This is a genomic window from Nostoc sp., assembly GCF_036919575.1.
Classification (GTDB): domain Bacteria; phylum Cyanobacteriota; class Cyanobacteriia; order Cyanobacteriales; family Nostocaceae; genus Nostoc.
The window spans coordinates 84840-98651 of record NZ_JBALBY010000117.1; the positions used below are offsets into that span (position 1 = coordinate 84840).

A 13812-nucleotide genomic window follows, 5' to 3' on the forward strand; every position below is an offset into this window, starting at 1 on the left:
GTTATTGCCAGACTAGCTGCGGTGCCAAATTTTGATATTCCCGCTATCGTCGGCAGCAGCAAGCCAACCTCCATTAAAAATAAAGGCGACAGACTCAACTGAATTAAAATGACTGAGAGTGCAAATTTCTCTACCTGTTTCTACTTCCCACAGTTTGATAGTTTTGTCTTGACCACCGCTAACCAGAGTTTTCCCATCTCTACTAAAGACAACGGAATTTACTCCATTGGAATGGCCAGTGAGAGTACGAATTTCTTTACCTATTGTTACTTCCCACAGTTTAATAGTGTTGTCATTGCTAGCACTAGCCAGAATTTGCCCATCACCACTGAATGCGACAGATGTAACCCTTTCAAAATGACCAGTCAGAGTGTGAACTTCTTTCCCTGTTGCCACTGACCACAGTTTTATAGTCTCCCCAATATTACTAGCTAAAATTTGCCCATCACTGCTGAAGGCAAGAGATTTAACTATAATGCAATGACTGATTGTGTGAATTTCTCGACCAGTTGCTACTGACCAGAGTTTGATAGTTCTGTCATTACTACTACTAGCTAAAATTTGCCCATCATTACTGAAGGCGACTGATCTAAGCCCGTAAGAATGACCAATGAGAGTGTGAATTATTCGACCGGTTGCCACTGACCACAATTGGATAGTCTTGTCATGACTAGCACTAGCCAAAATTTGCGACAGGAAACTTCGGCATTAAATAGCCACCTCTGCTTCTGTCAGAAAAGCTTCAATTACTGGTGAGTCATCTTCGAGCATTTCTTTGCCAAATATCTCAATGTAGCAGCGAATAGCTGACTTGACATCGGTTAAGGCTTCTTCATAAGTGTCACCTTGACCAACAATAGCCCCTTTTATACCAAGAGGATAGGCAACATAACCGTCAGAATGTTTTTCTACAATAATTTTGATTTGTTTCATTACTAGAGCGTTTAGCAAGGTAAACCTTAGGCAATTCTGATGGAGCCTATAATAAGCAGTATATTCAATCGTAATAAACTTATGACAACCATAGTAGTTAAACCCTCATTTTGGCTAACGACTGGTATTCGAGTTGAGAAAGTTAATAATCTTAATCTTTTTAAATTTACAGAAGAATTAGGTTTGCGGATGCAAGAACTCTTGGATAGGAAAAAAGCTGATATTCTTACAACCGAAGAAGCAGCTGAACTCGAAGCAATTGGAGAATTAGATGTGATTTTTAGCTATATCAATGCGATGATTGCTTCTGAGGCATGACGATTACTAATAAAACCCAAGAGTTTGTTCGTAAACGTGCTAACTTTCAATGTGAATACTGCCATTATCCTGAATTATTAAGCACTTCACCCCTAACAATTGACCATATTTATCCACAATCTTTAGGTGGTTCCGATAATGTGGATAATTTGGCTTTAGCTTGTCGTCGGTGTAACGAACGTCATTATAACTTCACAGTTGGAATTGACCCCGAAACTAAGCAAGAAATTGCCTTATTTAATCCTCGTCTGCAAAAGTGGGCTGAACACTTTATTTGGTCAGTGGACGCTACAAGAATTATTGGGATCACACCTACAGGTCGAGCAACTTGCAACCGATTTGATTTGAACGATGAACGGCGTTCTGATCGTTTTATCCAAAAATCCCGGCAGCTTTGGGTAAAAGGAGATTTTCATCCTCCCACTGAAGATCCACGACAGAAAAAGCCTTAATGGATTATAGAGACGTTGCACTGTCAAGATCCCCGACTTCTCTAAGAAGTCGGGGATCTAACTTTTTATTAGCAAATTTTTAGCTAATCTAGCAAACCTAAATTCTTTACAGAAAGTCTAATCTTCTGGCTCAATCCCCGCCGCCCGCAATTGTGCTGCTAGTCGTTCAGCACGCTGTCGTTCTTGTTCGGCACGTTGGCGTTCTTGTTCAACTAATTCTCCACCCCAAAGCAGAAGGTTTCCTTGTTCATCCCACCACCGCAACCAGTTTCCGGCGCGATTTTCACGAGTACCTTGCCACACCCCAAGGTAAAGATTCATTTCTGCTATCCAGTGGCGTTGATTTTCATCAGGCTCTTGCAAAATGTACTGCTCTGTGCTTTCTAAGCGATACATTTCGACACTGCCGCTATCTGGTTCAAAGATGATGTAGTTTGGTACTTTTAAGATGCGCTCGTAGAAAAACCATTTTCCTGGGGGATATGTCGCTTTGATAGAATACTCTGTCTCCTGTGTATCGGAAATAAATTCCATCACAATTACCGGAATGTCACCCTGTAGTTGAGGGGTGTAACTGCGTATTACTGCTTCTCTATTAACGCCAATTTTAGAAATATACGCCCAGTCTGGAGCTTTAACGACGATTTTGCCGTTTAGTGTGGCGCAGATGCCGTAATTAGTTGGCGTGAGGGCATTGGGTGGAAGTTTTCCGGCAAGTTCTAAGCTTTGTGTAAGTGCTGCGGCTAAGGCTGGCTGGTTGATGTTGTCCACTGGATCATCTGGCAGTTTGTAATCATCGGGTAGTTTTTCCCAAGTGATTTGATAGTCTTGGGTAACTGTCATGGTGGGTTTTCCTTTAGTAACAGGTAAATGTAGAGGCTTTGCGTGCAACGTATCTACTCATCTTCATCGGGTTCTAAATCGTCGGCTGTCAATTCCTGATGGGGGATGGCGGCGATAATTGCATCTATCACCTTCGATACTGGTAATATTTCAATATTAAGGTCGGGAAATTTTGTCCCTTTTGGCACGATCGCTCGTTTAAATCCCAACTTAGCAGCTTCTTTTAACCGCAGTTCCATTTGGGAAACCGATCGCACTTGTCCACCTAGCCCAACTTCACCAATTAATACTGTACCGGGATCAACTATGCGATCGCGGAAACTGGCAACGATCGCGATCGCAATTCCCAAATCTACCGCCGGTTCTTCCACATTCAACCCACCCGCAGAAGCAACGTAGGAATCCAATTTCGACATCGGAATTCCCACCCGTTTTTCTAAGACGGCGAGAATTTGCACTAAGCGGTTGTAGTCTACGCCAGTTCCAGCCCGCCGAGGGGAAGGGTAGCTGGTGGGACTCACCAAAGCTTGCAACTCGACAACTATCGGACGAGTTCCTTCGCAAGCCACGACAATGGCAGTACCGGGAGCGGGATCGTCACGGTTGCCTAAAAATAGCTCTGACGGGTTGGCAACTTCCCTTAGTCCCTCCGCCACCATTTCAAAGATGCCGATTTCGTGAGTTGCGCCAAAGCGGTTTTTCACTGTCCGTAATAACCGATGAGAGGCAAAGCGATCGCCTTCAAAATACAACACCGTATCAACTAAATGTTCTAAAACTTTCGGCCCAGCGATCGCTCCTTCTTTGGTGACGTGTCCCACAATTAGCATGGTGACATCTTCGTGCTTCGCTACCTTCATCAGTGCTGCGGTACATTCCCGTACCTGAGCCACCGAACCGGGTGCAGAAGTCAAAGCGGGAAAAAACACCGTTTGGATACTATCAATCACCGCCACATTTGGTTTTAGAGAGTCTATTTCCCGTAAAATTTCTTCTAAATCTGTTTCCGGCAGTACATATAAATCTGCGCCTATACTGTCAGGGTCTATGGGAAGTATAGTCTCTACTACTACTGTAACATCCTCCTCATTAACCACACTGAGGGGTTTTGATACTCCCAAACGAGAAGCTCGTAATTTTACCTGCTGTCCCGATTCTTCACCAGTTACGTAAAGGATGCGATATTTTTGCGCTAATTGATTTGATACTTGCAATAATAGAGTAGATTTACCAATACCCGGATCACCACCAATTAGCACCATAGAGCCGGGGACAATGCCACCCCCAAGTACCCGATCCAATTCTTCATAACCAGACTCCCATCGGGCAATTTGGCGATCGGTAATTTGGTCAAATGTTAAGGAGGCTCGCGCTTTAGCTGGTTTAGCGTGAGATTTGCCATTAGTTTGAGTTGATTGCCAACTACTCACTCCCCCCCGACTGGGTACATCTACTGAGGATTGGATAGAAATTTGTTCTTCCAAAGAGTTGTAAGTGCCGCAAGCTGGACACTTACCAAACCACTGGGGCGATTCTGCTCCACATTCGTTACAAACGAAAAAGGTTTTTGGCTTTGCCATTCTGAAATCTTATTAAATAATCTTAATATTTACTTAATTCTTGAAAAAAACTAAAATCCAATCATAGTAGTATTTAGAGCTTTTTCCAAATCAATTCATAGAATGATATCTTAATATTATGGTATTAAAAATTAATCATGTAAATTTTTAGTGAAGGAGCCTTGAGAAACTTGGAAAGCCATAAAGAAAAAATCTTGGTGGTAGACGACGAAGCCAGCATTCGCCGGATTTTGGAAACGCGCCTTTCCATGATTGGCTACGATGTAGTGACGGCTGGCGACGGGGAAGAAGCTTTAGAAACTTTTCGCAAAACTGATCCTGACCTGGTAGTTTTGGATGTAATGATGCCAAAGCTAGACGGCTATGGTGTATGTCAAGAATTACGAAAAGAATCAGATGTCCCCATTATTATGCTAACAGCCTTGGGTGATGTAGCCGATCGCATCACTGGGCTAGAATTGGGTGCAGATGACTACGTAGTTAAACCATTTTCCCCCAAAGAGCTAGAAGCTAGAATTCGCTCGGTGCTACGGCGGGTAGACAAAGCCAGTGGTTCTGGCATTCCTAGTTCTGGGGTGATCCATGTCGCTAATATTAAAATCGATACGAATAAGCGACAAGTCTACAAAGGCGATGAGCGAATTCGATTGACGGGTATGGAGTTTAGCTTATTAGAGTTGGTAGTCAGTCGTTCTGGAGAAGCTTTTTCTCGTTCGGAAATTTTGCAGGAAGTTTGGGGTTACACACCAGAACGCCATGTTGATACCCGTGTAGTAGATGTGCATATATCCCGTTTGCGGGCAAAGTTAGAAGATGATCCTAGCAACCCAGAATTGATTCTGACAGCGCGGGGTACTGGTTATCTTTTCCAACGGATTATTGAAGCAGGGGAGGAGTGAGGAGTGAGGAGATGAGGGAGATGAGGGAGATGAGGGAGATGAGGGAGATGAGGGAGATGAGGGAGATGAGGGAGATGAGGGAGATGAGGGAGATGAGGGAGATGAGGGAGGAGAATTAGTAACCAATGCCCAATGCCCAATGACAAATGACAAATGACAAATGACTAATGACTAATGACTAATGACTAATGACAATCGAGTTTTGCGGCGTCTACCCATTGTCGTGGGTGGGCTAGGCGCTGTGCTTTTGCTGATTAACCGTTTATTAACACCGGAATTAACCCAGTCTCAATCGCGTGGTGATGTGGTAGGCGTGATTTTGAGTGCGGTGTTAATTTTGACGGGTTTAATTTGGCAGCAAGTTCAGCCGCGATCGCCTGATACTGTAGAACTAATTGGTGAAGTTGGTTTTGTACTAGCACCAGATTTACCAGAAGCCGTGAAAACAGAGTTAGCCTGGGCATCTCATTTATTGTTGACTAATACAGTAACGCGATCGCTTGTGGTTTTTTATCAAGGTAAAGTTTTGTTGCGTCGGGGGATTCTGGGTACTAAATCTGAGGTAGTACCAGGAGTAATTTTAAAACAGGTACTCGAAAAACAAAAGCCGATTTATCTAGTTGCACTAAAAGTATATCCAGGTAGGCTGGAATTTGATTATTTACCAGAAAATACTCAAGGTGTAATTTGTCAACCTATTGGCAACCAAGGTGCGCTAATTTTGGGAGCGAATACTCCTCGGAGTTACACCAAACAAGATGAAAACTGGATTGCGGGAATTGCTGATAAATTAGCCGTTACTCTTAGTACTTAGTACAGAACACCACAAAAAGGGTATAGAATTTAATCATTCGTAGGTTGGGTAGAACGAAGTGGAACCCAACATCAAGTCTCAATATAGGTAGGACTAGTATAAGATTAGTGAAATGCACGTAGTAGACCCTCATGGCTTTAATAGTGCATTAGACGTAGACGTAGGTTGGGTGGAGTACAGCCTAACCCAACTGATTATCAGGGTGTTGGGTTACGCAAAGCCTCCACCCAACCTACAATTTTTTTGCAACATTTTAGGCAAGAGGGTCCACTACAAGACTACCGATATTTTTTCAGAAATCAAATATGATTCCTATATTTCCGAACCCCTTTTACAGTGACGTGTACTTAGCTGATTCGCTAGTTTAGAATTTAATCTAAAATCAGCAATCCAAAATCCAAAAGCGTTCGACTGAGCGCTCACGCCAAAATCTAAAATCTAAAATTCAATCACCAAGAAGTCAAAAAATTCCACCCTTCCTTTTCTGACGGTGTATTTTCTTCTTTTTCTGACGGTTCTTCCGGTGTCTTTAAATTTTCCTGTTGAATTAAATTATCATATTCTCCTGAATCAACCCATTTTAATAATTCGCCAGCCCGCATAACTACCCAGGAAAGTCCTGATTCTGTATAGCTTAATATTTTGGTGACTTTATCCACACTATCTAAGTTATTGGATGCAAACTCACGGGCTTGGACGAGGAAATCTTCGATTACAGCAGTAGTTAAGTACTCGTCTGGTAAACCCGCGAGTTTCATCAATGTAGTAGTTGCTACGTCAATATCTTGACAAGCAAGCATTGCAGCCCGATCAGCAGTGAACCTAGCCATCATTCGCCAATTATACAAACCTAGTTCCATTCCACCAGCTACCAAACCACCAATCCCCAGTGTGGTACTGCTCAACAAATTTTTCAAAGTTGGCATCACAATTGCCATTTGGTGATATACCATGTGTTGACTCTTGATGCGAGCGACTTCGTGTCCGAAAACGTAAAGCAACTCATCTGCGTTAAGCCACTCCATTGCATCTAAATTGATGCCAACAAGGGGTTTTTCCACCCCAACAATGTAGGTTTTAATGTGACCAGTGCCTTGAAACAGATATAGTTCAGGAAGTGGAGCAACATCAAGAATTTGGCAGGTTTCTACAAATGTCTGATGTAATTGAGGAAAATTACGAGGCGAAATTCTAATTTCACTACCAAGGCTTTGTAGCCTAAGTAGGCGATCGATGCCGTATTCATTAACTTTTTTGAGTAGTAGGGAGACACCGGGCATATTTTGCAAAGAAGCCAAGGCTTTGCGATCGAAGGGGTGTTCGTAGGCTTCTGAACTCAGTCCAGTTAATAGTTTTCTCGTCATGGGTTTTAAAATAGCAGTTTAGGAAGCATTAGGCGACACGGCGTAAATCCAGCTACCATCTCAACTAAGACAAGTTGCTCAGAGCAACTGGCTAGGCATTTGTCACCATCTTACCCAGATAGAATATACAGTAGGGGCGCACAGCTGTCCATGCGTGTAAACTTCAGGTGAAAACCAGCCTAGAACCAGCTTTTAGAGATAGTCTCGTTCCCAGTCTCTGACTGGGAATGCATTTGGAGAGGCTCCGCCTCAAGACTAGCGGCAGAGGCGCAATGAGGTGCATTTCCAGCAAGAGGCTGGAAACGAGATTTTAAATGAGTTTGGGCTTAAGTTAACACTAATGACATCTGTGCTACGCTACTCGGAAATTTAGAAATTTACAATTCTATTTATGCAAATTATTTATTGGCTATTACTTGCTGTAATGCTTGTGGGTGTTATCGGTGCTGTAGTTCCAGCTATTCCTGGTAGCAGCTTAATTTTAATTGCAATTATCGTCTGGGGAATCGTTAGTAGTTCCTTTGCAGCGATCAAGATTCCCCTAATTGTGACAATTATAGTTTTACTGCTGAGTGTCGGAGTGGATTTTTTAGCCAGCTATGTGGGAGCAAGACAAGCTGGTGCTAGCAAGTGGGGGCAAATTGGCGCAATTGTCGGTTTAGTAGTAGGATTTTTGGGATTATTGCCAACGTTGCCTTTTGGGGGGCCACTGTTAGGAATTTTACTAGGGCCGCTTTTGGGGGCAATTATTGGTGAGTACCTTTACCGACGTGAATTCGGGTTGGCGGTTAAGGCAGGTATCGGAATTGTAGTCGGGTCTTTGGTTGGAAATTTGATTCAAGGATTGTTAGCGATCGCCGCAGTTGTAGTTTTTGTTGTGACAACTTGGCCACAAGTATTTAGCTCTTAGCATTTGAAAAATCTGACACATTTGAGAAGGGCGGTAATAGCTAGCAGTTAGCTATTTATGACAAACATTCAATTTGATCACAAAGACTATCCATAGTAAACAAATACAGAAGTTCCTCCCATTTATTCTACGAGAGGAAACTTTTCAGTAATTATAGATACACTATATACTCAATTTATCTAAAATATGCTTGAGTAACTTTCAGTACTAAAAATAATCCCTGTACTGCTTATACGTAAATGACCTTTCTTAAAGTCAGAGCTATTGCCAACAATTTAAACCCTATGAAATCAAAGATATACGAAGCTAAGATATATAAGGAATTAAAATTTCATGAAAGATATCAATGCGCTGAAGATGCTATAAAGATTACTAAGTAAATATTGCCTACTCCGAATCTATGTGATTTTATGGAGATAATAAATACATCACGCAAGTTTCGCTTTCACTGACATTATTTTCGAGAAATTACTGAGAGGAGAAAAATACAATGTTGCTCAAGGCTATACTTTTGTTGCTATTAGGTTCGGTTGCTGGAACTTCTAGTGGACTAGTTGGTATTGGTGGTGGAACTTTGTTAACTCCAGCTCTTATTTATTTGTTCGGTTTCGAGCAGCATATAGCTCAAGGTACAACATTAGCATTGCTAGTTCCACCAATAGGTTTGATGGGTGCTTTGACATATTATCAGCAAGGATATGTAGATTTGAAGGTGGTAATTCTTATCTGTATTGGTTTCTTTGTAGGAAGTTTGTTAGGTGCTAAGTTAGCTGTTGGATTACCAGATGTTTTGTTGAAGAGAATGTTTGGCACTATGACTCTTATAATTTCATTGAAGATGATTTTATCAAAATAAGCCAAATAAACGGAGCTAACGGAAACGTCTCCAGCTCCGCTCAATATCAAATAGTCTTTTATAAGCAGAAATTGCCAATTCTAAAGTATCTAAGATTTGTCAGAATAAACCATCCCTCCTCTCAGGGTCATCGATGCTCCCACCTAAGAGTGCGTAGGTGTGGTAATGGCTATGTCTCGCCGACGCAAAAGTGTACTTCAATAGACTTATCCTAAATATAAAAAAGTTACTTTTAACAATTAAAAGTAACTTTAAGTTATCTATTCGATCTGGCTGGAATGCAAAATTTACCAACCAGGTCGAATTTTTTAGTATTAGACAAATCTATATTAAAGGTGAATTTTCTTAACCTTAGATAGACTTAAACTGATTGCAAAGAATGTTTCGCTTCGTTTGCGATCGCATCTACTTCATCATTAGCCAGAGTTTCTAATATAGATTTGGCTTCTGCATTACCCAAACGAGCCAAGGCTTGTACAAGTCTGTAACGAATTTGCCAATCTGGATTGGTAGCATAGGGAGCCAACAGGGGAACTGCTTGTAAATCTCCCAAGTCGCCCAAAGAACTAATAGCAGCAGTTTGGACTAATTCGTTTTCTGATGAGAGTGCCTCTTTGAGTAGTTCAAAGGCTCGTGGATCGCCCAACTCTCCTAATGTCGCAATGATACTGAATTGGATTAGCCATTCACTGGTTGTATAGTAAAGTTGTTGCAAATCTTCAAAAGCTTCACGTAACTTCAGAGCGCCCAAACAGTCTGCTGCTGCTGCTTGTACATCTACTTCGGAGTCATGAAGCAAGCGATCGCGCAAGATATCCAAGGATAACCGTAAATCCTGCGTTCCCAGTGTATCCATTTGACTCACCGCCGAGTAACGGACACGGGAATTGCGATCGCCAATGGCAGTTTGAATCAATTCAAAGCCGATCGCAGGTTCCAGCTGGCGGATTTGATTGACTGCACGTAAGCGATCGCCTAAATCCTCAGAACTGAGCAATTGCTTAACAGACTCCGAAGTAATACTCATTTAGTTATCCTTGATTTTCAAAGGTATAAAAAAGACAGACAAAAGTCAACAGTTAAGTGTTAAAAACTCTTGACAAATGACAAATGACCAATGACAAATGACTAATGACTAATGACTAATCTTGACTAGCAGCCATTGCCCGAATAATATCACCACGAGTCAGGATACCAATTACTTGACCTGTGCTGTCAAGTACTGGCAAGCGGTGAACGCTGCGATCGTGCATGATTGTGGCTGCTTCCGCTAAAGTTTTATCAGGGGAAATAGCGATCGGGTTTTTACTCATCACCTCCCCAACGGTTTGCCCTAGTGCTTTATGCAAGTCACGATCATAAGTAGCAGGATTTTGTAAATAGATAACGCTATCAAGAAACATAATGTACGCAGGTGGAGTAACACCAGTTTCTTGCCACATCAAATCGGTTTCTGAGATAATGCCCACCAATTTACCGACATCATCCACAACAGGTAATCCGCTGATGTGGCGTTCTGCGAGAATTTGGATAGCTTCCTTCAGTGGAGTTTCCGCCCGGACGACAATAGGATCGCGGCTCATTACATCGGTAACGGTTTTAGGCATTTATTTGCTGACACCTTAAATCAAAGTCCCTGCGCCTATTGTAGGAAATTGCGGGACTCAACCTGATGCAATTAATAGATTGTTACGGTATTGGGCATTTCTCATTGGTCATTTGTCATTTGTCATTTGTCATTGGTCATTTGTCATTGGAGAAAAGTCCATCTCCCTCATCCCCCTCATCCCCCTCATCTCCCTCATCTCCCCCACTCCCCACTCCCCACTCCCCACTCCCTTTTAAGGCAGCAATAATTTGAATATTTGCTTTCGGAAAAGTAAACTGCTCCAGTTCTTCTAAAGTTACCCAGCGAATTTCATCGGATTCTAAAGGTTGGGGAACACCTGTAAGATGGCGGCAGTGATGTACTGTCAGGGTAACGCGCAAGTCTGTATAAGTGTGGTCAATAGTAATCAGATGCTCTCCGACTTCAATTACTATTCCCAGTTCTTCAGAAATCTCCCGTTGAATACACTCGCTGATAGTTTCACCAGGCTCAATTTTACCACCAGGAAATTCCCACAAACCACCCATCGCTCCTTCTTTCCGACGGCGATCGATTAAAATTTGCTTTTGGTCATTCCAAATTACTGCAACACCAATGATTTTATGGGGTGGGAAAGAACTGGTTTCATTCATTGTTAATTGGGGAGATAAGGGACATGAGTAACTACTTTTGCGAATGGTACATTAATGTACTATTCATATCCGTACAAAGGTTGGTATTAATAATTCTTAGAGAACACGAAAATATCAAGACTTCGTAAAACATGGTGTAGATTTTGAATAGCTAAAGTAAGTGTAAATTATGATTTTTGAGGTTAAGCAAGAATTGAAAAGAATTGATCCAAAGGCATTAGATAGTGAAGAAAACGTATGTGTAGATACTCTAGAGCGGTTAATAGGGGATGACGAGGGATACTAACTTCTAATAACAAAACTCGGCAGACTAGTTTGAACTCTGCCGAGTTTGTATTTATGAATTTGTCTCTATTGTGAATGTCCTCTACCTCTGTTAGTTTATTCACCAATCTCTATTAATCATTTAGAAATATGCCTCTAGTTGAACTAATTACCAAATTACATGAGTTCACAGATAACCAAATCTAAAAACTCCGCGTTCCTACACTTAGGGAAAGCGAAGCGCCTATGCGTTTGGATTTCAACCTTAATTCCTCAGTATTTTGGATTTTTTAAAAAGATTGACCTGATGCATGATTGGGAATTAGGGGCAAAGATTTCGCAGAGGCTTACTTTAGATTCATATTGCCGTGACTGTGACTAGATATCAGCCGAACAATATAGAATTTCCTAAATTTTATATTTCTAGTCAACTTCGCTGTTGTTGCTTTCAGTTCCTTGTATGGCGACTTCAAAACTCATTCTCTGTTCAGCGTTACGCAAGAAATAACCACTAATCATCGCAGAGGCGAGAAGCCGACCCAGATTTTCCCGATTTGTAGTTACAGTAACACCAAAGTGTTCTGAAGGTAGATTTCCCAACAGTCCGGTAATATTACGTTCCATCACCTGAAAGACTTCGGCAGACGTGGGTTTGGATAGCTGGCTAACTGTCTCTGGACTCAAGGATTTAACGTACTGCCACAGTAAATCGCTAGTTTCTGATTCGCTATTAAAAAATTCTGAGACACGATTGGATGGGTTATTCATTTTTTAGTTCCTTAACTACCACTATTGGTTGGGGTGCTTGTGATTTGAATATTAAATACCTGTTTTGGATTTGACTTAGCTAGCTATTTGGTCTTCCTGTCAACTAATGTAACAACCTAGCGTAAGAGTGGAAGTAGGTGTAACCGTACCAAAGTCAGCGTATTTTCTCACCCATTGGTCATTAGTCCTTTGTTATTTACAAAAGACTAATGACAAAAGACTAATGACAAATGACAAATGACAAATGACTAACTTGCCAAATATTCATCCATGCTGGCTTTAGACTTGCGAAGTTTGGTTAAGGCTTCCCGCTCAATTTGCCGGACTCGTTCCCGGCTGATGTTCAGTATTTCACCAATTCTAGCCAGAGTCAGGGCTTGCCCATCAGTTAAGCCAAAGCGCAGTGTGATCACTTCCCTCTGTTGTGACGTGAGATCCCCCATCAGGCGATCTAAGTCATAAGATAGAGAAGATTGCATGACAAACTCTTCGGGAGATGCTCCTGGATCTTCCAGCATTTCTCCAAGTTCGGTGTCGTAATTATCACCCAGCCGCAAATCCAAGGAAAGCGGTAAACGCGCCTTTTCTAGATACTCTCGTACTTGTTTGGGGGTCAATTCTAATTCGTCAGCTAGCTCACCTGCTGTCGGAGCGCGTCCCAACTTTTGAGACAATTGGCGCTGTGCCTTTTTAATCTTATTTAATTTTTCGGTTATGTGGATAGGTAGCCGAATGGTACGAGCTTTTTCGGCTATTGCACGAGTGATCGCTTGGCGAATCCACCAATAGGCATAGGTAGAAAACCTGTAGCCTTTGGTGGGGTCAAACTTTTCTACGCCCCGTTGCATACCAATACTACCTTCTTGGATCAAGTCCAGTAAATCGACGTTGCGCTTTATGTACTTTTTGGCAACGGACACCACCAAGCGCAAATTGGCTTCTACCATCTTGCGCTTGGCAATTTCACCATCTGCGATCGCTTCGTTCAACTCTGCTGGTTCTAGCTTTGTCGCTTTGGCCCATTCTTCTAGAGTCGGTTGACGACCTAACTGGGTGGCAAGACTTTCGCTTGATTGATGCAAAGCACAGGAACGTTGCACCTGTTTACCATAGAAAATCTCTTCCTCGTGGGTTAAGAGTGGCACACGGCCAATCTCACGCAGGTAAGTCCGCACGAGGTCTGTGGCTGTCTGAGCGGTCTTCATGGCGCTACTCTTTGGTAATGATAGGTTTGGCGGTAGGGTCATTAACGGATAGATGCTTTATTAGGGTGCTACCCAGTCTGACTGGGAACCCATGCTCTGGTTTGCAACTTACGCGCCCGATCAACTCGTCGGCTGCTCATAATAATCAAATTTGGGCTACTAACTGCTAAAAATTACAGTTATTTCCTAGTTTTCACAAGTATCTACAGTTAGATAAAAGGTAGCTTCTTAAACATTTTTCTATTGGAACCTTATTAATAATTGTAACATTTATGAGAATGTTTTGGCTAGATGGCGACGTTAAATTTCCTGGCTGTTCCAGTTTATGCAACGTCGCCCTTTTTCTTAAGGCTGACTAGAAGTCA

The 13812-nt window shown here is 42.0% G+C and carries 17 protein-coding genes; 6 read left to right on the forward strand and 11 right to left on the reverse strand.

Annotation, left to right across the window (positions count from 1 at the left end):
* Window positions 1–12: 12 nt before the first annotated feature.
* Window positions 13–684, reverse strand: a complete 672-nt coding sequence (locus tag V7K27_RS31095) for a WD40 repeat domain-containing protein (RefSeq protein WP_334952427.1) — start codon at window positions 682–684, stop codon at window positions 13–15.
* A 24-nt stretch (window positions 685–708) separates the two neighbouring features.
* Window positions 709–933, reverse strand: coding sequence for a type II toxin-antitoxin system HicB family antitoxin (locus V7K27_RS31100; protein ID WP_334952429.1), 225 nt, complete (start codon window positions 931–933; stop codon window positions 709–711).
* A gap of 81 nt (window positions 934–1014) precedes the next feature.
* Between V7K27_RS31100 and V7K27_RS31105 the strand changes: the two genes are divergently transcribed.
* Together V7K27_RS31105 and V7K27_RS31110 are read left to right on the forward strand one after the other, a co-directional pair.
* Window positions 1015–1251 (forward strand): hypothetical protein, encoded by a 237-nt coding sequence (locus tag V7K27_RS31105; RefSeq protein ID WP_334952430.1) that lies wholly within the window; start codon window positions 1015–1017, stop codon window positions 1249–1251.
* A complete protein-coding gene (locus tag V7K27_RS31110; RefSeq protein ID WP_334952431.1) occupies window positions 1248–1703 on the forward strand; it encodes an HNH endonuclease in 456 nt (151 codons plus the stop codon). Before V7K27_RS31105 ends, V7K27_RS31110 begins: the two co-directional genes overlap by 4 nt.
* A gap of 117 nt (window positions 1704–1820) precedes the next feature.
* Here V7K27_RS31110 and V7K27_RS31115 read toward each other — a convergent pair whose 3' ends face one another.
* Both V7K27_RS31115 and radA read right to left on the reverse strand, forming a co-directional pair.
* Complete coding sequence (locus V7K27_RS31115) at window positions 1821–2546, reverse strand: Uma2 family endonuclease (protein WP_334952432.1); 726 nt, start codon at window positions 2544–2546, stop codon at window positions 1821–1823.
* A 53-nt stretch (window positions 2547–2599) separates the two neighbouring features.
* On the reverse strand, window positions 2600–4126 hold the full coding sequence (gene radA, locus V7K27_RS31120) for a DNA repair protein RadA (RefSeq protein ID WP_334952433.1): 1527 nt from the start codon (window positions 4124–4126) through the stop codon (window positions 2600–2602).
* A 170-nt stretch (window positions 4127–4296) separates the two neighbouring features.
* Here radA and rpaB point away from each other — a divergent pair, with 170 nt between their 5' ends.
* Window positions 4297–5025, forward strand: coding sequence for a response regulator transcription factor RpaB (gene rpaB / locus V7K27_RS31125; RefSeq protein ID WP_334952568.1), 729 nt, complete (start codon window positions 4297–4299; stop codon window positions 5023–5025).
* On the opposite strand, the gene V7K27_RS31130 is transcribed toward rpaB, so the two are convergent.
* Window positions 4933–5178, reverse strand: coding sequence for a hypothetical protein (locus V7K27_RS31130; protein WP_334952434.1), 246 nt, complete (start codon window positions 5176–5178; stop codon window positions 4933–4935). The two genes, rpaB and V7K27_RS31130, sit on opposite strands and share 93 nt — an antisense overlap.
* A gap of 28 nt (window positions 5179–5206) precedes the next feature.
* On the opposite strand from V7K27_RS31130, the gene V7K27_RS31135 reads away from it, so the two are divergent.
* The gene (locus tag V7K27_RS31135) at window positions 5207–5839 is read left to right on the forward strand and encodes a cofactor assembly of complex C subunit B (protein WP_334952435.1); all 633 of its coding nucleotides are present in this window, start codon (window positions 5207–5209) and stop codon (window positions 5837–5839) included.
* A gap of 449 nt (window positions 5840–6288) precedes the next feature.
* On the opposite strand, the gene V7K27_RS31140 is transcribed toward V7K27_RS31135, so the two are convergent.
* Window positions 6289–7203, reverse strand: a complete 915-nt coding sequence (locus tag V7K27_RS31140) for a M48 family metallopeptidase (RefSeq protein WP_334952436.1) — start codon at window positions 7201–7203, stop codon at window positions 6289–6291.
* A gap of 391 nt (window positions 7204–7594) precedes the next feature.
* Between V7K27_RS31140 and V7K27_RS31145 the strand changes: the two genes are divergently transcribed.
* Both V7K27_RS31145 and V7K27_RS31150 read left to right on the forward strand, forming a co-directional pair.
* Entirely contained in the window at window positions 7595–8113 is a 519-nt protein-coding gene (locus V7K27_RS31145) for a DUF456 domain-containing protein (RefSeq protein WP_334952437.1), read from the forward strand.
* A gap of 490 nt (window positions 8114–8603) precedes the next feature.
* Entirely contained in the window at window positions 8604–8969 is a 366-nt protein-coding gene (locus V7K27_RS31150; protein WP_334952438.1) for a sulfite exporter TauE/SafE family protein, read from the forward strand.
* Between the two features lie 361 nt (window positions 8970–9330).
* Here the strand turns inward: V7K27_RS31150 and nblB are convergent, their stop codons facing one another.
* The 5 genes from nblB to V7K27_RS31175 all read right to left on the reverse strand — a co-directional run bounded on the left by nblB (window position 9331) and on the right by V7K27_RS31175 (window position 13447).
* Window positions 9331–9996 (reverse strand): phycobilisome degradation protein NblB, encoded by a 666-nt coding sequence (gene nblB, locus V7K27_RS31155; protein WP_334952439.1) that lies wholly within the window; start codon window positions 9994–9996, stop codon window positions 9331–9333.
* A 115-nt stretch (window positions 9997–10111) separates the two neighbouring features.
* Entirely contained in the window at window positions 10112–10576 is a 465-nt protein-coding gene (locus V7K27_RS31160) for a CBS domain-containing protein (protein ID WP_334952440.1), read from the reverse strand.
* 136 nt (window positions 10577–10712) lie between these two features.
* Window positions 10713–11210, reverse strand: coding sequence for an 8-oxo-dGTP diphosphatase MutT (mutT, locus tag V7K27_RS31165; RefSeq protein ID WP_334952441.1), 498 nt, complete (start codon window positions 11208–11210; stop codon window positions 10713–10715).
* Between the two features lie 687 nt (window positions 11211–11897).
* Window positions 11898–12242, reverse strand: coding sequence for a DUF760 domain-containing protein (locus V7K27_RS31170; RefSeq protein ID WP_334952443.1), 345 nt, complete (start codon window positions 12240–12242; stop codon window positions 11898–11900).
* Between the two features lie 248 nt (window positions 12243–12490).
* Complete coding sequence (locus V7K27_RS31175; RefSeq protein WP_334952444.1) at window positions 12491–13447, reverse strand: RNA polymerase sigma factor, RpoD/SigA family; 957 nt, start codon at window positions 13445–13447, stop codon at window positions 12491–12493.
* Window positions 13448–13812: the final 365 nt, after the last annotated feature.